The sequence below is a fragment of the Actinopolymorpha cephalotaxi genome, assembly GCF_013408535.1.
Lineage (GTDB): Bacteria > Actinomycetota > Actinomycetes > Propionibacteriales > Actinopolymorphaceae > Actinopolymorpha > Actinopolymorpha cephalotaxi.
In genome coordinates this window covers 639,627-658,901 of sequence record NZ_JACBZA010000001.1, presented here as the reverse complement: position 1 = coordinate 658,901, position 19,275 = coordinate 639,627, and the positions used below count along the sequence as shown (strand labels likewise).

Genomic DNA, 19,275 nt, shown 5'->3' with positions numbered 1-19,275 from the left:
GCTCAGCGGCCGCCGATGACGCGGCCCCACTTGGTGCGTTCGTTCAGCATCATCGCCTCGGCCTCGATCTCGACCTTCCAGCGCGGGTCGAGCAGGCCGGCGACGACCACCATCGAGGTGACCGGGCGGATCTCGCCGAACACCTTGCCGTGCACCCGGCCCACCGCGTCGGCGTGGGCCGCGTCGGTGACGTACATCCGGGTGCGGACGACGTGCTCGGGTCCCGCGCCGACCTGGGCGAGCGCGGTCAGGATGATCTCGATGCAGCGGAACGCCTGCACCCCGGGATCGGGGTCGACCTCGCCGTCCTCCCAAACCGGTGCGGTGCCGGCGACCAGCACGCGGTTGCCGATCGACACCGCCCGGCTGTAGCCGTACTCGCGCTCGAGTTCGTTCCCGGACGCAACTCTTCGACGGGCCACCTGATCACTCCCTCGGCTTCACGCTGCTCGCCCCGGCGGACAAGTCTTCGGCGGGCACGTCACCGGCGGCCGGCCCACGGGCCACGCACTCCAGCAGATGGTCGTCGACCATGCCGGTCGCCTGCATCAGGGCGTAGCAGGTGGTCGGTCCGACGAACGTGAACCCGTTGCGTTTGAGCGCCTTGGCCATGGCCTTGGACTCGGCCGTGGTCGCGGGCACGTCGGCGGACGTGCAGGGCGCGGGCCGGGTCGCCGGGTCGGGGGCGAACGACCAGAGCAGCGCCGCCAGCCCACCGGGCAGGTCGTGGGCCGCCCGGGCGTTGCGGATCGCGGCGTTGATCTTGGCGGTGTTGCGGACGATGCCGGCGTCGGCCAGCAGGCGGTGCACGTCGGCGTCGCCGAACCCGGCCACGGCGGCGATGTCGAAGCCGGCGAACGCCGTCCGGAACGCCGGCCGCTTGCGCAGGATCGTCAGCCAGGACAGCCCGGACTGGAACGCCTCCAGCGTCATGCGTTCGAACAAGCCGCGGTCGTCGCGGATCGGCCGGCCCCACTCCAGGTCGTGGTAGGCGATGTAGTCGGGCGCCGAGGTCGCCCAGGAACACCGCAACAGCCCGTCCGGACCGGTCACCGCGGTCACGGCCGTCATCGCTCGCCCTGGTCGCCGGCGGGTTCGTCCGCCGGAGCGGGCGGAGCGGGCCGCTCGTCCGGGTCCAGCCGGTCGTCCAGCCGGTCGTCCAGCCGGTCGTCCAGCCGGTCGTCCAGCCGGTCGTCCAGCCGGTCGTGCCGCCAGCGCTCGCTCTCGGCGACCTCCCGCTCGCGGTCGGCCACCCGCTCCTCCCGCTCGGACAGGTCGCGGCCGATCCGCGAGATCACGTCGTCCACCTCGTCCATGCGGTAGCCGCGCAGCACGACGGAGAACCGCACGTCGTCGAGGTCGCTCGCGCGGACCGGACGGTCGGCAGGCAGCCGGACCTCCCGTCGGTCGGGATAGGCGCGCGCCATCGCACCGCCGCGCCCGACCGCCACCGCGGCGGTTGATCCGAGCACGACCAGCACGAGGACGACCCACAACCAGGTCATGCGCCCGATCGTGCCATGCGCCACCCCCGGGCAGGCGGGTAGGGGACGCCGCCGCGCCGCCGCGGCCGCCCCGCCCGCGCGCCCTCGCCTGCCGGCGCCCTGCCGGGGCCTGCCAGGCTGGGAGCACGCGGACGCCCGGACCCGGGCAACGCTGGGCAGACCGGTGGCCACGCCGGTCACGGAGGTGCGGATGTTGCGGCTGGGCGGGCGGGAGTTCGGCGCCGGGGAGTACGCCGTGATGGCGATCGTGAACCGTACGCCGGACTCGTTCTTCGACGCGGGTGCGACGTTCGCCGAGGACGCGGCCCTGGACCGGGTGGCGGCCGTGGTCGCCTACGGCGCCGACATCGTCGACATCGGCGGGGTCAAGGCCGGGCACGGCGCGGAGGTCGGGGTGGCCGAGGAACTCGCCCGGACCGCGCCCTTCGTCGCCGAGGTCCGGGCACGCCACCCCGACCTGGTGATCAGCGTGGACACCTGGCGCGCACCGGTCGCCCGGGAGCTGTGCGCCGCCGGGGCGGACCTGATCAACGACACCTGGTCCGGCGCCGATCCGGGCCTGCCGGAGGTGGCCGCGGAGTTCGGCACCGGGCTGGTCTGCTCGCACACCGGCGGCCTGCCCCCGCGTACGGACCCGCACCGGGTGGCCTACGCCGACGTGGTCGCCGACGTGGTGGCCAGGGTGACCGAGCTCGCCGAGCGGGCGGTCGCGGCGGGGGTGCGCCGGGACGGGATCCTGGTCGACCCGACCCACGACTTCGGCAAGAACACCTGGCACTCCCTCGAGGTCACCCGCCGGCTGGACGAGCTCGTGGCCACCGGCTGGCCCGTCCTGGTCGCGCTGTCCCGCAAGGACTTCGTCGGGGAGACGCTGGACCTGCCCGTCGGCGAGCGGCTGCCCGGAACGCTGGCCGCCACCGCCGTCTCGGCGTGGCAGGGCGCGCGAGTCTTCCGTGCCCATGACGTACGCGAGACCCGGCAGGTGCTGGACATGGTGGCCTCGATCCGCGGCGCCCGCCCGCCCGCGCGTCCACGCCGCGGGCTGGCCTGACGACCCGGGCGCCGGGCGACCCTCGCACGGGTCAGTCGGGCGGGACCTGCGCGCCGTTCCCGCCGTTCCCGGCAGGCCCGCCGTTCCCGGCTGTCCCACCGTTTCCACCGGCGCTGCCGTTGCCGTCCGTGCTGCCCGTACCGCCGTTGCCGACGGCGACGGCGTCTCCCTCGGCGCTGCCGTTCCCGGTGTCCGCGGCCGGCCTGCGCGAGGCCTGGAGGACGAACTCGACGGCCTCGTCGGCGTCGTCGGTGAGGTGCAGCATCTCCAGGTCGGCCGGCTTGATCTTGCCGTCGGCGAGCACGGTGTCGCGCAGCCAGCTCAGCAGGCCCGACCAGTAGGACGTGCCGATCAGCACCAGCGGGAACGACGTGACCTTGCGCGTCTGGATGAGCGTGAGCGCCTCGAACAGCTCGTCGAAGGTGCCGAACCCGCCGGGCAGCACCACGAAACCCTGGGCGTACTTCACGAACATCGTCTTGCGGACGAAGAAGTAGCGGAAGTTGATGCCGACGTCGACCCAGGGGTTCATGCCCTGCTCGAACGGCAGCTCGATGCCCAGGCCGACCGAGACCCCGCCGGCCTGGCTGGCGCCCTTGTTGGCGGCCTCCATCACTCCCGGCCCACCGCCGGTGATGACGGCGTAGCCGGCGTCGGCGAGGCCGCGGCCCACCCGCTCGGCCATCGCGTACATCGGGTCCTCGGGTCGGGTGCGGGCGCTGCCGAAGACGCTGATCGCCGACCCGAGCTCGGCCAGCATGCCGAAGCCCTCGACGAACTCCGACTGGATCCGCAGCACCCGCCAGGGGTCGGTGTGCACCCAGTCGGAGGGGCCGCGGGTGTCCAGCAGCCGCTGGTCGGTGGTGCTGGACTCCACCTGGGTACGCCGCGTGACGACCCGGCCACGCTGCTTCTCCGGGGGCCGTCTCTCCGGGGCCGGTGCGGGCTGGGCCGGCGCCGTCGTGTCCGGCGTACGGACCGATGCGTCAGGTGTACGGACCGATGCCGCGGAGGTGGACGGGTCGTCCTGATCTGGCCACATGGGACCGAAGGGTAACCGGCGCTGCCGACAGCCGGGTGAACCATCGGGTAATCAGCCCCGAAGCCAGGCTCCCATGCGGTCCTCGCACGAGTGGAGTTCGGCGACCCGGACGTACTCGTCGCGGGTGTGCGCGAGCGCGGACTCCCCCGGCCCGTAGTTGACGGCGGGCACGCCCAGCTCGGCGAACCTCGCCACGTCGGTCCAGCCGAACTTCGGGTGCGGCTGGACCCCCAGCGCCTCGATGAAGGCGGCGGCCGCCGGGCGGTCCAGCCCGGGCGCCGCCGCCGGGGCGGAGTCGCGCAGCTCGACGACGTACCCCGCGAACGTCTCCTGCACGTGGGCGAACGCCTCCGCCTCGGAACGGTCCGGCGCGAAGCGGTAGTTGACGGTGACCCGGCACTCGTCCGGGATCACGTTGCCGGCGACGCCACCGGCGATCCCCACGGCGTTCAGCCCCTCGCGGTAGACGAGGCCGTCGACCGGGACCTGGCGCGGTTTGTACTCGGCCAGCCGGGTCAGCACCGGCGCGGCCGCGTGGATGGCGTTGGCGCCCATCCACGCCCGGGCACTGTGCGACCGGGTGCCCCGCAGCAGGATCTCGGCCCGCAGCGTGCCCTGGCAGCCACCCTCCACCTGGGCGCTGGAGGGCTCCATCAGGACGGCGAAGTCGGCGGCCAGCACCTCCGGCGAGGTGTGCGCCAGCCGGCCGAGGCCGTTCTTCTCCGCCTCGATCTCCTCGCAGTCGTAGAAGACGTACGTCACGTCACGAACCGGCTCGGTGAGCGTGGCGGCCAGTCGCAGCGCCACCGCGACGCCGCCCTTCATGTCGCAGGCGCCGAGGCCGTACACACGGTCCTCGACCAGCCGGGACGGGAGGTTGCCCGCCTCCGGAACGGTGTCCAGGTGGCCGGCGACGACGACGCGCTCGGGCCGGGACAGCTCCGTCCGGGCTACCACGGTGTTGCCGAACCGCCGCGTCTCCAGGTGGGACAGACCGGACAGCGCCGCCTCCACCGCGTCGGCCAGTGCGCGTTCGTTCCCGCTCACGGACTCGACGTCGACCAGGGCGCGGGTGAGGCTCACGACGTCGGTGTGGAGATCCAGACTCGGCATGGCCCGCAGTCTGCCAGGAGTGGCGCCCGCCGTCCGGCGAGGTGGCGTGCAACTGGTGCCGTCGTACGACGAAAGTGCCCGAATCCAGCCGTCCGGCACTTGTCGGACCCGGGCTCGTCCGCTTGCCCGGCTCTGGCAGGCTGACCACATGACTGACACACCTGGTGCCTGGGGCTTCGGACTAGCGACGACGACCCACGACGGCAAGGTCCTCGACACCTGGTATCCCGCGCCCGCCCTGGGCGCGCCCGGGTCGGGCGACGAGCGGCCACCGTCCGAGCTCGTGGCGCTGGAGGGCGAGGACGACGCGCGGCGCGTCCGCACGACCGTCGTCCACACCGTGCTCGCCGACCTCGACTCACCTCCCGCCGACGCGGCCGACGCCTACCTCCGGCTGCACCTGCTGTCCCACCGGCTGGTCCGCCCGCGCGAGGCCAACCTGGACGGCATCTTCGGCGTACTGGCCAACGTGGTGTGGACCAGCGCCGGCCCCTGCGCGGTGGACGACTTCGAGCAGACCCGGCTGCGGCTGCGGGCCGGCGGGCGCGCGGTCACGGTGTACGGCGTGGACAAGTTCCCCCGGATGGTCGACTACGTGCTGCCGGCGGGAGTACGCATCGCCGACGCCGACCGGGTGCGCCTGGGCGCCCACCTGGCCGAGGGCACCACGGTGATGCACGAGGGCTTCGTCAACTACAACGCCGGCACCCTCGGCGCCTCCATGGTCGAGGGCCGCATCTCCGCGGGCGTGGTGGTGGAGGACGGCTCCGACATCGGCGGCGGCGCGTCCGTCATGGGCACGCTGTCCGGTGGCGGCACCGAGGTCGTCTCCATCGGCAAGCGGTGCCTGCTGGGCGCGAACGCCGGCGTCGCCATCTCCCTCGGTGACGACTGCGTGGTCGAGGCCGGCTGCTACGTCACCACCAACTCCAAGGTGAAGATGCCCGACGGCGAGATCGTCAAGGCGCGGGAGCTGTCCGGCACTCCGGGCCTGCTCTTCTGGCGCAACAGCCTCTCCGGAGCGCTCGAGGCCCTCCCTCGCAGGACCGGAGGGGTCGAGCTCAACGCCGCGTTGCACTCCAACGGCTGATGACCGCGTCCGGGGGGAAGCGGGTCGCCAGGATCGCCGCCATCCTGGCGATCGCCTGTGGGCTGGTCGTCGCCGGCGCGATGCTGGCCTCGGAGTTCCTCTTCCGGCAGCCGTTGGTGGAGGCCTGCCACGTCACCGCCAACGGCATCCGGACCGAGCTCCCGCTGGAGGAGTCCCAGAACGCCGCGCTGATCTCCGCGGTGTCGGTACGCCGTGGCCTGCCGCCGCGGGCGGCGAGCATCGCGCTGGCCACCGCCTACCAGGAGTCCGGCCTGCGCAACATCGACTACGGCCACCTGGACTCGGTGGGCCTGTTCCAGCAGCGGCCGAGCCAGGGCTGGGGCACGGTCGAACAGATCCAGGACCCCTACTACGCCACCGGCCGGTTCTACACCGCGCTGGCCAGGGTGCCCGGCTACACCGCCATGGACATCGCGGCGGCGGCGCAACGCGTCCAGCTGTCGGCCGACGGCGGCGCGTACGCCCAGCACGAGGGCAACGCCCGCGCGCTGGCCTCGGCCCTGACCGGGCAGACACCGGCGGCCTTCTCGTGTGAGTTCACACCGGCCCAGCGACCCGGCCCGACCACCACCGCCGACCTGTCCGCGGAGCTCGCCAAGGCCTACGGCAGCGAGCGGGGGCGGGTCACCGGCGCGACCGTCGGCCAGGGCGGCAACGACGGCCTGTCGGCCGGCAACACCGCCGCGCTGGTCCTCGACGTACCCGTACGCACCGGCGAGGGCAGGTTCGGCTGGTCGGTCGCACAGTGGTCGGTCGCGTACGCCAAGCAGTTCGGGATCGCGTCGGTCTCCTACGCCGGCCGCACGTGGACGACGGACCGGTCCAAGGACGGGTGGCGCACCGACCGGGCGGCCGCACCCACCCGGGTCCGCATCGTCGTGGGGTCACCGCGCTGACACCGGGGCCTACATCGGGGCAGACACCGGAGCCGGGACCGGCCGCATCGCGAACGCCGCCACGATCTGCACCCCGGCCGCCCCGAGCGAGCTCACCGCGGTCATCGGCACCACGGTCGACAGCGACAGGTCGGGCAGCAGCAGGAACGCCACCCCCACGCCCACCGCGACCAGCCCGGCGACGAACTGCCAGCCGCGCCCGCCGGGCCGCCCGGCCAGCGCCGCCATCAGCTCGCCGAACCCGCTCAGCAGCCAGTGCAGCGCGACCAGGACCACGAGCAGGACCACGGTGGTCACCAGGCCGCGCAGGCACAGGGCCGAGGACGCGACGAGGAGTACGCCGAGCAGGGCGGAGTACACCGACTCACCCGACAGGCGGGCCCGCCCGGCCACCAGCATGGTCGTGGCCAGCCGGGTGGTGCCCACGGCGAAGAACCAGCCGCCGACGAGCGTCTGGAACTCCACCACCGGGAGCCGCGGCCAGGCCAGCACCAGCAGACCGAACACCAGCGTCCACCCGCCGAGCGCGGCCAGGTGCGCCCAGGTCTCCACGCCGGGGCGGGGCGCCCTCCGGAGCGGCTGCGCCCGGGTCGCGGAGCCGGAATCCGAGCCGGAGCCGGAGCCGGAATCGGCCCGTCCGGCCCGCCGGGGCCGCGGACCCTCCTCCACGACGTCGGTGCCGGGATTGCCCGGGTTGCCGGACATCGGTCGCCTCCTCCGGATGAACCTGACAGCCCTGACAGCGTCGTACCCAGCTGGCCCGAAGTCCGCACTCCCGGCACTTCGGCCGGACTCGCGCGGGGGGGCGTGGACTGCGCCCGCGCCGGCGCCGCGGGAGGCATAGACGACGGGCACGGTGGAGAAGACCTCACCATGAGCGACGTCACCGGGCAGGCCCCGCGCCAGGCCGGGCCGGACGAGCCATCCGGTACCGACGAGCCCGCCGGCACCACCGACACCACCGCGCCCACCGCGACCGCGCCCACAGCGCCCAGCGCGACCGCGCCCACCGCACCCACAGCGCCCACAGCGATGCCCGCACTGCCCGGCCGGCCCCCGGGCCAGCGCCGCGGGCTGATGTCGTACGCCTGGGGTCGGTTCCTGCTGGCCGGGCTGGCCCTGTGGCTGGTCGCCGCCCTGGTCACCCTGTCCGGCGGGGACACGCCGATGCTGCCCGTCGTGGTTCTGCTGGGCGCGTTCCTCGGGCCGCTCGCCTACGCCCGATGGGTGCACGAACGCCGGCCCGTGCCGGATCTCGACCTCTCGCTGCTGGTCCGGGCGTACCTCGTCAGCGGGGTGCTCGGCCTGCTCTGCGCGTCGCTGCTGGCCGGGTACTTCCGGGCGCCGAGCACCTTCGCGTACGTCGGGGTGGCGCTCGGCGAGGAGATCGTCAAGGCCCTGGTGCTGCTGTACCTCGCCCGTGCACTGCCCACGCGAACGATGAGGTCGGGCCTGGTGCTCGGCGCCGTCGTGGGGTTCGGCTTCGGCGCCTGCGAGACGGCCGGCTACGGCCTGCAGGCGCTGCTGAACGTGAGCGGGCTCTCCCTGCGGACCGTGGTGGAGACCGAACTGCTCCGCGGCCCGATCGGTCCCGTCGGCCAGGCGCTGTGGACCGCCCTGCTGGGTGGGACGATCTTCGCCGCCACCCGCGGTGGTCGGCTGCGGCCGACCACCGGCATCCTCTTCACGCTGCTCGGCGTGGGCCTGCTGCACGCGCTGTGGGACTCCCTGCGGAGCGTGGCGATCGTCTTCACCCTGCTCATCACCGGGACGGCCTGGGAGCCGCGGTTGCTGTCGCTGGGCGTCATCCCCCGGCCGACGGCGATTCAGATCCAGCTGTACGCCGTGACCTGCGCGGTCGGGTTCGTCCTGCTCGTGGCGCTCGGCGTGCTCTGGCTGGGCATCCTGCGCCGCCGCCCCGCCGGACCCGCGCCGGTGACCGTGACCCCGGACCAGGCCCTCCGTGCGGGCGGTCCGAGCACCCCCACGACCACGCAGGCGCCGGTCCCGCCGTCGCCCGAGGAACGGACTCCGGACCGGACCGACGCCTGACCGTGGCTCAGTCGCTGGTCGTGACCACTGGGTGGTCCGACTCGTCTACCGCTGCTCCATCCCGAGGAAGGACCGCTCCCGCTCACCGGTGTAGACCTGCCGCGGCCGGCCGATCTTGTTCGCCGGGTCGACGACCATCTCCCGCCACTGCGCGATCCAGCCGGGCAGCCGGCCGAGGGCGAACAGCACCGTGAACATCTGGGTGGGGAAGCCCATGGCGCGGTAGATCAGGCCGGTGTAGAAGTCGACGTTCGGGTAGAGCTTGCGCTCGACGAAGTAGTCGTCGTTGAGCGCGACCTCCTCCAGCTGCTTGGCGATGTCCAGCAGCTGGTCGGACTTCCCGAGCCGGTCGAGCACGTCGTCGGCGGTCTTCTTCACGATCGCCGCGCGCGGGTCGTAGTTCTTGTAGACCCGGTGCCCGAAGCCCATCAGCCGGACGCCCTTCTCCCGGCTCTTCACCCGCTCCACGAAGTTGGCGACGTCGCCGCCCTCGGCGACGATCTGCTCCAGCATCGACAGGACGGCGGAGTTGGCGCCGCCGTGCCGCGGGCCGGACAGCGCGTGGATGCCGGAGGAGACCGAGGCGAACAGGTTGGCCTGGCTGGAACCCACCAGCCGCACGGTCGAGGTGGAGCAGTTCTGCTCGTGGTCGGCGTGCAGGATGAACAGCAGGTCGAGGGCCTCCGCCACGGCGGGGTCGACCTCGTACGGCTCGGCCGGCAGCCCGAAGGTCATCCGGAGGAAGTTCTCGATGTAGCCGAGGGAGTTGTCGGGGTACAGGTTGGGCTGCCCGACGGTCTTCTTGTAGGCGTACGCCGCGATCGTCGGCAGCTTGGCCAGCAGGCGGACCGTGGAGATCTCCACCGACTCGGCGTCCGCCGGGTCGAGGTTGTCCTGGTAGAAGGTCGACAGCGCGCTCACGGCCGAGGACAGGACCGGCATCGGGTGCGCGTCGCGGGGGAAGCCGTCGAAGAACCGCTTGAGGTCCTCGTCCAGCAGGGTGTGCCGGCGGACCTGCTGGGCGAACTCGTCGTACTGCGCCTGCGTGGGGAGTTCGCCGTAGATGAGGAGGTACGACACCTCCAGGAAGTTGCTCTTCTCGGCGAGCTCGGCGATGGAATAGCCGCGGTACCGCAGAATCCCGGCGTCGCCGTCGATGTAGGTGATGGCCGAGGTGCAGGCGCCGGTGTTCACATAACCCGGGTCGAGAGTGACATGCCCGGTCTGCTTCAGCAGCGCCGAGATGTCCACGCCCGAAGCACCTTCGCTCGCGGCCACGACCGGGAGTTCGATCTCACCGTTCGCGTGCTTCAGCGTGAATTGTTTGTCGGTCACGCTCGTGTCCTCCGTCCTGCCCTGTTTCGGCCCGGCTCGGGACGACACCGGCCGTGGAGGGAGTCGGGCCATGCCGTCCCGACGGGTTGCCGCAAGGCGCCCGTCTCAACTGTCGTCCCAACGAACGACGCCCGTCCCACATCTCCACGACTCGCGAGCCGTCGCCGGTCGGCGCGGCTCACGTGGTCGGCATCCTCCGCTTTTGATGTCATGTCACTCCCCGGGGTGCCGGGGAGATCGGTGTACCTCGGATCACCCGCGATCGCGCGTGCCCCGCAGACGGCTCGCCGCGGCGGTGACCCTCTCGTCAGTCGCGGTGAACGCTACCCGGACATGCCGGACACCCGCCGTTCCGTAGAAATCACCGGGGGTGACCAGAATGCCCAGTTCCGCACACCACCGTACGGTGTCCATGCAGGACTCCCCACGCGTGGCCCAGAGGTACAACGACCCCTCGGAGTGGTCGACCTCGAACCCCGCGGCGGTGAACGCCTCCCGCAGGACCTCGCGCCTGGCGGCGTACCTCGCCCGCTGCTCGTCGACGTGGGAGTCGTCGGACAGGGCCGCGATCATCGCCGCCTGGACCGGGGCCGGCACCATCATCCCGGCATGCTTGCGAACGGCCAGAAGCTCTTGCACACAAGCCGAATCGCCGGTGACGAAGCCCGCGCGGTAGCCGGCGAGGTTGGACCGCTTGGACAGCGAGTGGACGGCCAGCAGGTTGGCGTGGCTGCCGCCGCACACCTCCGGGTCGAGGACCGACACCGGCTGCTCGTCCCAGCCGAACTCCGCGTAGCACTCGTCGGAGACGACCAGCACGTTCCGCTCCCGCGCCCAGGCGACCACCTTGGCCAGGTGGGTGGCGGGCAGGATGCGCCCGGTGGGGTTGGAAGGTGAGTTGAGCCACACGAGTTTGACCTGCTCCGGCCCCAACGCGAACGTCGAGTCGGCCGGAACGACGGTGCAACCGGCGATCTGGGCACCCACGGCGTACGTCGGGTAGGCCGTCTCCGGGACCACCACCACGTCTCCGGGGCCCAGGCCGAGCATCGTGGGCAGCCAGGCCACGAACTCCTTCGAGCCCACCGTGGGGAGCACGGCGTCCGGGTCGAGGCCGGACAGGCCGAAGCGGCGTTCCAGGTAGCCGACCACGGCCTCCCGGAGCCTGGGTGTGCCGTAGGTCTGCGGATAGCCCGGAGCGTCGGCGGCGTCGCACAGGGCGGCGCGGACGACCTCCGGGGTGGGATCGACCGGGGTGCCGACGGAAAGGTCGACGATGCCGTCCTGGTGTGCGGCGGCGCGTTCTTTGTCGGGAATCAGTCGATCCCAGGGAAAGTCCGGGAGCGGACTTCGCACGGTGCCCCTCTCGCTCGCCTCGTCGGGGGCCCCACCGGCGCCCGGTGGAGCCCCCGCGGATGTCACTCCTCGGTGCTCTGCGGCGGCAGCGCCGCGACGAGCGGGTGATCCTTCTCGATCACCCCGGTCTTGGCGGCGCCGCCGGGCGAGCCGAGATCGTCGAAGAAGTCGACGTTGGCGGCGTAGTAGTCCTTCCACTGGTCGGGCACGTCGTCTTCGTAGAAGATCGCCTCGACCGGGCAGACCGGCTCACACGCACCGCAGTCGACACACTCGTCCGGGTGGATGTAGAGCATGCGCTTGCCCTCGTAGATGCAGTCGACGGGGCATTCGTCCACACACGCCCTGTCCTTCAGGTCCACACACGGCTGTGCGATGACGTAGGTCACCGGGTTCCTCCTCTGTCGAACTGACCCTCCTAGTATCGCCAGGTCGGTACAACCAGTGACAACGAAGGGTCCATTTACGGTGCCACTGTCCCCTGACGACGTCGGCCACCGGGTCGTCGTCCGCCGCCGGCTCGGCGTCGAACACGGCCGCACGGTGTACGGCGACGTCCTGGGCGTCCTCGAGTCCTGGGCCGGCGGACGGCTGGCCGTGCGGCACCGGGACGGCCACCTCGTCGAGGTGGCCGAGGACGACGTGGTGGCGGGCAAGCCGGTTCCGGACGCGCCCGCGCGCCGGCCGCGGCGCGGCGACCCGCCCGAGAGCGGGGCGGACCTGGCGCTGGTCGCCGCGCGGGGCTGGCCCGCGACCGTGACCGAGCGGCTCGGCGGCTGGCTGCTGCAGGCGGCGGACGGCTTCACCGGCCGGGCCAACTCCGTCGTGCCCGCGGGCGACCCGGGCTGCGGTCTGGACGAGGCGCTTCGCCGGGTGGCCGCGTTCTACGCCGCCGCCGGTCTCCCGCCCCGCATCCAGGTGCTGGTGGGCACACCGCTGGAGGACGAGCTGCTCGCCCGGGGCTGGCGGCCGAGGGCCAGCGGCAAGCGCGGCTTCGACACCACCGACGTACGGGTCGCGCCGGTGGCCGACGTGCTCTCCCGTACCGGCCCGCCGGCGGTCGAGGTCACCCTGGCCGGCGAACCGGACCAGGCCTGGCTGGAGCTGTACGGGCGCTCGGGCCCGGCCGCCCGGAAGGTGCTCGGCGGTGGCGACCACGTAGCCCTGGCCCGGCTCACCGCGAGCGCGGCCGGGGAGGCCGGGGAGGCCGGGGAGGCCGGGGACGACCTGGTGGGGATCGGCCGCGGCGTCGTCACCGGCCGGTGGCTCGGGCTCAGCGCGGTGGAGGTCGTCCCGGCGTACCGCCGTCGCGGCCTGGCACGGTCCGTCCTGGCGGCTCTCGGCACCTGGGGCCGGGACCTGGGCGCGACCTGGGCGTACCTCCAGGTGGCCGCCGACAACACCGGCGCGCTGGGGTTGTACGACCGGCTCGGCTTCCGGCTGGACCACCAGTACCGCTACTACGGCCCGGCGGACTGACAGAGGCGACCGGCCGGTCGGCGCGGTCAGTTCCCCGCGGCCGGCGGCTTCGGGGGCTTCGGTGTCGTCGCGGCCGGAGGCTTGGGCTTCGGCGTCGGAGTCGGAGTCGGCGTCGGGTTCGGGTTGGGCCCGCAGGTGACCCGGTCCTCGGGGCTGTACCGCACGTGGTCGGTCTCGGTCCTCTCCAGCGTGCTGCCGCGGTAGAGCCGGCGGACGACGTCGACGTCGAACCCGCGCACGCCGTCCTGGGGAACGCAGCCCTTCTTCTCGTCGAAGATGATCTTCGGCTCCCGGAAGTTGTGCCGGGCCGAGGTCTGCCCCTTGACCGTCCAGTACTTCGTACTCCACAGCCGGACGCTGATGCTGCCCTTCTTTCCGGGCGAGCTCTGCTTGTTGACCGACTGGACGAGGACGCCGTACGGGGTGTTGTTGCGCCACTTCAGGTCGAGGTAGCCCCAGTAGACGGTGGCCTCCCGGCCGACGGGGTAGCGATCGATGTAGAAGGCGTGCGGACGGTGCTCGACGTCCTCCATCCCGGCGAAGAAGGCGGCGTTGTACGTCGTGGTGGCCACCTGCGAGACACCGCCGCCGAGTTCCTCACGCAGCCGGCCGCCCACGATCACGAACCCCTTGGCGAAGCCGTTGGCCTCGGTGCGCTCACCGAGGATGCCGTTCAGGCTGAAGGTCTCACCGGGCTTGATCAGCCGGTTGTTGATCAGCTGACCGGCCCTGCCGATGTTGGTGTTGCGGTAGGCGGCGTGGGGGTAGTAGGTCGTGAACTCGCCGACGACCTGCTTCACCCCGAGGTTCTGCGCATCCTTGGTGGTGAACTTCGCGTCGGTCGCCTGGGTCCGGACGGTCGCGACCCGCTCCGCCCCGGACTTCGGCAGCGCGGCCAGCACGGCGCGCGCGAGGCCTGCCGGCGGGACGGTCTGGCCCTGGGTGGCGGGCACGACGGTCGGCCGGCCGGCGAAGATCCGCACCGACGCGTCCTTCGGCTGGATCTCCATGACCTTCAGCCGGTCGGCGACCGCGCGTTCGAACGCCGCCGCGTCGAGCCTGGGGGTCAGCCGGCCGGACTGGCCGGGCACCATCGTCAGCGCGGAGCCCACCTCGGCCGACGACACGTCGAACGACCTGTCGTTGATCTTCACCGTCACCGACCCGGACATCGCGGGAGTGGCGAACTCCCGCATGGCCCGGCGTACCTCCGCCCGGCCGACCTTCGGCTTCTGCTCGGTGACGGGCAGGTCGATCGGCGCGTCCGTACGCAGGAACTCCTGCTCGATGCGGTCGGCCGACCCGGCGGTGTCCAGCCGGTATCCGATCACCGGCTCGGCGGCCTTGGCGGTGCCGCCGGTGAACGTGATGCCGCCCGGGCTCCCGGCCTTGCGGACCTCCTTGGCGAGCCTGCCGACCGCGGCGTCCAGCCTGGCGTGGTCGACGGTGAGCACGGGCGCGACGTCGCCGCCACCCCCGAGCGCCTTGGAGATCTCGACGGGGTTGAGGGAGCGGGGTACGTAGACGGCGTCCACCGTCGCGGGCACGTCGAGGACGAGCCCGGCCTGGGCGGGAGTGAGGGTGTAGGTCCTGTCCCGCACGGCGACCCGGAAGGGCTTCTCCGCCCTCGGCAGCAGACGGTCGCGCAAGCGCTGGCCGGCCTGGTCGCGGGTGAGCCCGCTGACGTCGACCCCGCTCACGGAGGTGCCGCGCGGGACGCTGCCCCCGAGGGTGATCGCGAGGATGGCGTAGCCGCCCAGGAGCACGGCGAGGACGCCTACCGCCGCCAGGACGATGACGCGCCCGCGGCTGGGCGCGGACTCCTCGTCGGGCGCCGGGCCGGGCTCTGCCGACGGGTACTGGGTCGGCTCGGGGGTCGGCTCAGGCGTCGGCTGACCGGGTTCGCCCGGTTCTCGCACGGCTCCTCCGCGTTGCTGTGGTGCGTGGCCGGGGTCCGCGGCAGGCGGGCCTCGGTGACAATTCCGCCAAGGGTAGAGGCTGTGGTCCCGCTCCGCCGGGACCGCACCCCGCGCGTTTCCGGTCCGGGCGCACTTGGGCAGGTTGCCCGCGATGTGGCGTTCTGCCGGATCAAGGACCAGAACGCCGGTCGGCCGGGCGGGCCGCTCTAGACCTGGAGCTCAGGGTCGGCCCGGGCTCCGACGGCGTGGTAGCCACCGGCGTAGTAGACGAGCGCCGGTGCCGGATCGGCCGGAACGTCGGTGCCGACGACCTCGCCGACCACGATCGAGTGGTCACCGCCGTCGTGGACGGCGACGGTGCGGCACTCCAGCCGGGCCGCGGCGGCCGACAGCAGAGCCGCCCCGGTGCGCCCGCGGTGCACCGGGATGCCGTCGAGTTGGCCGTGCAGCGGACGTCCGCGGCGGGCCAGCCGGGTGGCCACCTGGTGGGCGTCGTCGGTCAGCACGGACACGGCCCAGGTGCCGGCGGAGAGTACGGCCGGGTGGAACCTCGCGATCTTCTCCACACAGACCAGCACCAGTGGCGGGGAGAGCGAGACGGAGGTGAACGCGCTGGCGGTCATCGCGTGGTCCACCCCGTCCAGGCAGGTGGTGACGATCGTCACGCCGCTGGCGAACCGGGCCATCGCGGAGCGGTAGTCCGCCTCGCCCACGGGCGCGAGCCGGTCGTGAGCGGCGCCGGACTCGGGCCGGTCGTGGTCGACGGGCCGGTGGTCAGCGGTCACGGTCCCCTCCTCTCGTCGTACTCCCGGACGCTCCCGAGCCGCGCGGGCCACGCGGGCCACGCGGCCCGCCGGGGCCGGTCCGGTCGCCGCGGTCACCACGGCGCAGGAGCTGCCAGCCGACCAGGAAGAGCCCGGCGAGTACGAGACCCAGGCCGTACCAGTCGCCGGCGAGCACGACGTCGCCCTCCGGCCGAGGCCACAGTGCGGCCACGACCGGCGCGACCCAGCCCAGGGCGGCGGCCACCCCGCCGCCCTTGCCGAGGAGGTACCTGCACTGGGCGAACAGCAGCGCGGCCACCACGAGCGCGAGCACGATGCCGTAGGGCAGCCGGACCCCGAGCACGGTGAGGCTCGCCCGGGAGGCGGCGACGCCACAAGTGCCGGCCACCAGGCCGAGAACCGCGGCGGCGACCAGTCCGGCCGCGCGCGAAAGTGCTGCCACGCGGCGACCTTACGCGCAGCGGGAAACGATCAGGCCACCCCGGCGAACAGGTCGTTCTCCTGACCGGTCGCCGGATCGGCCGGTCCCGGGCGGCCGTGTACGAGGCGGTAGCACTCGGTGCCCCAGACCTGGTTGCCGAGGTTGTTGGACAGCGCGAAGAACGGCCCGTCGACCGCGATCTGGGTGGCGTGCGCCCGCATCGCGGCCAGCTTGCGCTCGACGTGGTGGTTGCCGTCGATGCGGGCCGAGATCAGCTCGTCGGGGACGAACGTCCGCGGCAGCTCGCCGTCGGGGTCCATACCCTCGAACGCCGTCTCCCCCATGTCGCGGAGCCGGCGCAGCCCCTCGCGCATCATCGACTCCGGCATCGCCCCCCAGTAGACCTTCGGGATGCTCCACGCCTCGCCGAGGTCGGGACGGTAGGACGGCGCCCCGGCCAGGAAGTGCGCGTAGGTCGCCACCCGGTGGGCCTGGATGTGGTCGGGGTGGCCGTACCCGCCGAACTCGTCGTAGGTGGCCAGCACCTGCGGGCGAACCTCGCGGATCACCGCCACCAGGTGGTCGGACGCCTCGCACAGGTCGGCCCGCCAGAAGCAGTCGGGCCGCTCGTTGGCGGGGGTCCCGATCATGCCGGAGTCGCGGTAGCGGCCGGCCCCGCCGAGCCAGCGGTGGTCGGTGACACCGAGCTCGGCCATGGCCGCGGCCATTTCCTTCTCCCGGTGGTCACCGAGGGTGTCGTCGCGGTCGGCGGCCAGGTGGGCGAGCTCGGGGACGAGCACCTCCCCCTCCTCGCCCCTGGTGCAGGTGACGAGGGTGACCTGCGCACCCTCGGCGGCGTACTTCGCCATCGTCACACCGTTGCCGATGGTCTCGTCGTCCGGATGCGCGTGCACGAGCAGGATTCTGCGGTCTGCCATGGGGCAACCATACGGACCGGCTCCCCCAACCGGCTCCCCCAGCACGCCGGGGTCCGGGCATGCCAGGATCGACCTTCGTGACCACACCGCAGCCGCGACCCGCCGAGTCCGCGGGCGCCACCTCCGCCCCGACCTATCCCCGGCTGAACGCCCGGACCCTCCGGTTCACCCTGGGCGCGCCGCGTACGTTCAGCATCGCGCCGGACGGAAGCCGGATCGTGTTCCTGCGCGCACCCTCGGGCACCGACCGGGGCATCGAGCTGTGGTCGTACGACGTCGACTCCGGCACCGAGCACCGGGTCGCGGACCCCGCGACGCTGCTCACCGACGGCCGGGAGGACCTCTCCCCCGCCGAACGCGCCCGCCGCGAGCGCTCCCGGGAGGGTGCCGCGGGCATCGTCGGGTACGCCTGCGACCGGGACGTCAGGCACGCCGCGTTCGCGTTGTCGTCCCGGCTGTGGCTGGCCGACCTCGACAGCGGGCAGGTCCGCGAGCTTCCGTCGGTGGCGCCGGTGGTCGACCCGCGCCCGGACCCGACCGGACGCTACGTCGCGTACGCCTCCAACGCCGGCCTGCGGCTGGTGGACACCCAGGCGTCCCCGGGCTCCGGTGACGGCACGCCGGAGGAGCGCGTGCTGGTGGGACCCGAGCCGGGTGAGACCACCGTCTCCTGGGGCGTGGCGGAGTTCGTCGCCGCGGAGGAGATGGACCGGGTACGCGGCTACTGGTGGGCGCCCGACGGCACGTCCCTGCTGGTCGAGCGCTACGACGAGGCGCCGGTCCCGCAGTGGCACATCGCGAACCCCGCCCAGCCGGACCAGCCGCCGGTCCCGGTGCGCTACCCCGCCGCCGGCACCGGCAACGCCGACGTCTCGCTGTGGCTGGTCGACCTCGCCGGTGAGCGCCGCGAGGTCCGCTGGGACTCCGCCGCGTACCCCTACCTCGTCGACGTGAGCTGGACGTCGTACGGCCCGCCGCTGCTGCGCGTGCTCAGCCGCGACCAGAAGTCCGCGCGGGTGCTGACCGTCGACCTGGCGTCCGGCGCGACCGCCGCGATCCGCGAGGACAGCGACCCGGCGTGGGTGGAGATCGTCTCCGGTACGCCGCGCTGGCTGCCCGACGGCCGCCTGCTCACCACGGTGGACACCGGGCAGACCCGTCAGCTCGCGTTCGACGGCGAGCCGGTGACGCCGGTCGGCCTGCAGGTGGGTGCCGTCCTCGACGTCGACGACGACGGCGTGCTGGTCTCGGCCACCACCGAACCCACCGAGCAGCACGTGCTGCGGGTCGGGCTCGACGGCACGGTCACGCCGCTGACCCGCGAGCCGGGCGTGCACCTGGGCCGGGCGTCCGGTGGCACGGTGCTGCTGGTGTCGCAGTCGCTGGACCACGACGGGTCGGTCGTCCGGGTGCTGCGCGGCGGCGCCGAGGCCGGGCGGATCGAGTCCCGGCAGGAGAAGCCGCCGTTCACACCCGACGTCACCCTGTTGCGCCTAGGGCCGCGCGAGCTGCGGACCGCCGTCCTCTTCCCCCGCGACCACACGCCCGGCTCCCGGCGGCTGCCGCTGCTGCTGGACCCGTACGGCGGACCGCACGCGCTGCGGGTCCGCTCGGCCCGGGCGGCGTTCCTCGCCAGCCAGTGGCTCGCCGACCAGGGGTTCTGCGTCGTCGTCGCGGACGGGCGCGGCACCCCCAACCGCGGGCCGGCCTGGGAGCGGGAGGTGCTGAACGACTTCGGGAGCACGCTCGACGACCAGGTGGAGGTGGTCCAGGAGATCGCCCGGCGCTACCCCGACGACGTCGACCCGGGCCGGGTGGCGATGCGCGGCTGGTCCTACGGCGGCTACCTGTCCGCGCTCGCGGTGATCGCCCGGCCGGACGTCTTCCACGCCGGCGTCGCGGGCGCGCCGGTCACCGACTGGCGGCTGTACGACACCTGCTACACCGAGCGCTACCTCGGCCACCCCGACGAGCAGCCCGACGTCTACGCCCGCAACAGCCTGCTCGACGCGGCCGCCGGGCTGGAGCGGCCGCTGCTGCTCATCCACGGCCTGGCCGACGACAACGTCGTGGCCGCGCACACGCTGCGGCTGTCGTCCGCGCTGCTCGCGGCGGGCCGGCGGCACACGGTGCTGCCGCTGACCGGGGTCACCCACATGACGCCGCAGGAGGTCGTCGCGGAGAACCTCCTGCTGCTGGAGCTGGACTTCCTGCGCGAGGCGCTCGGCTGACCCGACCGCCCTGCTCCCGGCCGGCGGGTCCGCCACCGGCC

At 73.1% G+C, this 19,275-nt stretch carries 19 protein-coding genes; 6 read left to right on the top strand and 13 right to left on the bottom strand.

The genetic code is table 11. The features are described 5' to 3' along the window. Nucleotides 1–2 precede the first annotated feature (2 nt). The 3 genes from FHR37_RS02975 to FHR37_RS02965 are packed head-to-tail and all read right to left on the bottom strand — an operon-like array spanning nt 3 to nt 1,505. Nucleotides 3–422: a RidA family protein gene (locus FHR37_RS02975; protein WP_092886836.1), complete on the bottom strand. Its 420-nt coding sequence runs from the start codon at nt 420–422 to the stop codon at nt 3–5. Between the two features lie 4 nt (nt 423–426). Next, nucleotides 427–1,071, bottom strand: coding sequence for a DNA-3-methyladenine glycosylase I (locus FHR37_RS02970; RefSeq protein WP_092886834.1), 645 nt, complete (start codon nt 1,069–1,071; stop codon nt 427–429). Further along, nucleotides 1,068–1,505, bottom strand: coding sequence for a DivIVA domain-containing protein (locus FHR37_RS02965; protein WP_092886832.1), 438 nt, complete (start codon nt 1,503–1,505; stop codon nt 1,068–1,070). The genes FHR37_RS02970 and FHR37_RS02965 overlap by 4 nt, the downstream gene beginning before the upstream one ends. A 190-nt stretch (nt 1,506–1,695) precedes the next feature. Between FHR37_RS02965 and folP the strand changes: the two genes are divergently transcribed. Continuing rightward, on the top strand, nt 1,696–2,556 hold the full coding sequence (folP, locus tag FHR37_RS02960; protein WP_092887156.1) for a dihydropteroate synthase: 861 nt from the start codon (nt 1,696–1,698) through the stop codon (nt 2,554–2,556). A gap of 31 nt (nt 2,557–2,587) precedes the next feature. On the opposite strand, the gene FHR37_RS02955 is transcribed toward folP, so the two are convergent. Further along, complete coding sequence (locus tag FHR37_RS02955) at nt 2,588–3,433, bottom strand: LOG family protein (RefSeq protein ID WP_237769014.1); 846 nt, start codon at nt 3,431–3,433, stop codon at nt 2,588–2,590. 216 nt (nt 3,434–3,649) lie between these two features. Continuing rightward, nucleotides 3,650–4,711 carry a succinyl-diaminopimelate desuccinylase gene (dapE, locus tag FHR37_RS02950; protein WP_092886829.1) on the bottom strand — a complete coding sequence of 354 codons (1,062 nt, stop codon included), beginning with the start codon at nt 4,709–4,711 and terminating at the stop codon, nt 3,650–3,652. 148 nt (nt 4,712–4,859) lie between these two features. Here dapE and dapD point away from each other — a divergent pair, with 148 nt between their 5' ends. Then, a complete protein-coding gene (gene dapD / locus FHR37_RS02945; protein WP_092886827.1) occupies nt 4,860–5,801 on the top strand; it encodes a 2,3,4,5-tetrahydropyridine-2,6-dicarboxylate N-succinyltransferase in 942 nt (313 codons plus the stop codon). Next, on the top strand, nt 5,801–6,718 hold the full coding sequence (locus FHR37_RS32885; protein ID WP_092886825.1) for a hypothetical protein: 918 nt from the start codon (nt 5,801–5,803) through the stop codon (nt 6,716–6,718). The genes dapD and FHR37_RS32885 overlap by 1 nt, the downstream gene beginning before the upstream one ends. A 9-nt stretch (nt 6,719–6,727) precedes the next feature. Here FHR37_RS32885 and FHR37_RS02935 read toward each other — a convergent pair whose 3' ends face one another. Next, nucleotides 6,728–7,423: a DUF308 domain-containing protein gene (locus FHR37_RS02935; protein ID WP_092886823.1), complete on the bottom strand. Its 696-nt coding sequence runs from the start codon at nt 7,421–7,423 to the stop codon at nt 6,728–6,730. Nucleotides 7,424–7,591: 168 nt separating this feature from the next. Here FHR37_RS02935 and FHR37_RS02930 point away from each other — a divergent pair, with 168 nt between their 5' ends. After that, entirely contained in the window at nt 7,592–8,770 is a 1,179-nt protein-coding gene (locus tag FHR37_RS02930; RefSeq protein WP_092886821.1) for a PrsW family intramembrane metalloprotease, read from the top strand. A 45-nt stretch (nt 8,771–8,815) separates the two neighbouring features. Here the strand turns inward: FHR37_RS02930 and FHR37_RS02925 are convergent, their stop codons facing one another. The 3 genes from FHR37_RS02925 to fdxA all read right to left on the bottom strand — a co-directional run bounded on the left by FHR37_RS02925 (nt 8,816) and on the right by fdxA (nt 11,850). Further along, complete coding sequence (locus tag FHR37_RS02925) at nt 8,816–10,105, bottom strand: citrate synthase (RefSeq protein WP_237769004.1); 1,290 nt, start codon at nt 10,103–10,105, stop codon at nt 8,816–8,818. A 252-nt stretch (nt 10,106–10,357) separates the two neighbouring features. After that, nucleotides 10,358–11,461, bottom strand: coding sequence for a succinyldiaminopimelate transaminase (dapC, locus tag FHR37_RS02920; RefSeq protein WP_092886816.1), 1,104 nt, complete (start codon nt 11,459–11,461; stop codon nt 10,358–10,360). Between the two features lie 62 nt (nt 11,462–11,523). Beyond that, on the bottom strand, nt 11,524–11,850 hold the full coding sequence (fdxA, locus tag FHR37_RS02915; RefSeq protein ID WP_092886814.1) for a ferredoxin: 327 nt from the start codon (nt 11,848–11,850) through the stop codon (nt 11,524–11,526). Between the two features lie 79 nt (nt 11,851–11,929). Here fdxA and FHR37_RS02910 point away from each other — a divergent pair, with 79 nt between their 5' ends. Next, entirely contained in the window at nt 11,930–12,940 is a 1,011-nt protein-coding gene (locus FHR37_RS02910) for a GNAT family N-acetyltransferase (protein WP_202818301.1), read from the top strand. A 26-nt stretch (nt 12,941–12,966) separates the two neighbouring features. Here FHR37_RS02910 and FHR37_RS02905 read toward each other — a convergent pair whose 3' ends face one another. The 4 genes from FHR37_RS02905 to mshB all read right to left on the bottom strand — a co-directional run bounded on the left by FHR37_RS02905 (nt 12,967) and on the right by mshB (nt 17,003). Next, nucleotides 12,967–14,859, bottom strand: a complete 1,893-nt coding sequence (locus FHR37_RS02905; protein WP_092886810.1) for a VanW family protein — start codon at nt 14,857–14,859, stop codon at nt 12,967–12,969. A gap of 206 nt (nt 14,860–15,065) precedes the next feature. Further along, nucleotides 15,066–15,644: a flavin reductase family protein gene (locus FHR37_RS02900; protein WP_237769003.1), complete on the bottom strand. Its 579-nt coding sequence runs from the start codon at nt 15,642–15,644 to the stop codon at nt 15,066–15,068. Next, nucleotides 15,634–16,086, bottom strand: coding sequence for a hypothetical protein (locus FHR37_RS02895; protein ID WP_092886808.1), 453 nt, complete (start codon nt 16,084–16,086; stop codon nt 15,634–15,636). Before FHR37_RS02895 ends, FHR37_RS02900 begins: the two co-directional genes overlap by 11 nt. Before the next feature lie 29 nt (nt 16,087–16,115). Further along, nucleotides 16,116–17,003, bottom strand: a complete 888-nt coding sequence (gene mshB / locus FHR37_RS02890) for an N-acetyl-1-D-myo-inositol-2-amino-2-deoxy-alpha-D-glucopyranoside deacetylase (RefSeq protein ID WP_092886806.1) — start codon at nt 17,001–17,003, stop codon at nt 16,116–16,118. A gap of 77 nt (nt 17,004–17,080) precedes the next feature. On the opposite strand from mshB, the gene FHR37_RS02885 reads away from it, so the two are divergent. Next, nucleotides 17,081–19,234 (top strand): prolyl oligopeptidase family serine peptidase, encoded by a 2,154-nt coding sequence (locus FHR37_RS02885; RefSeq protein ID WP_237769002.1) that lies wholly within the window; start codon nt 17,081–17,083, stop codon nt 19,232–19,234. Nucleotides 19,235–19,275: the final 41 nt, after the last annotated feature.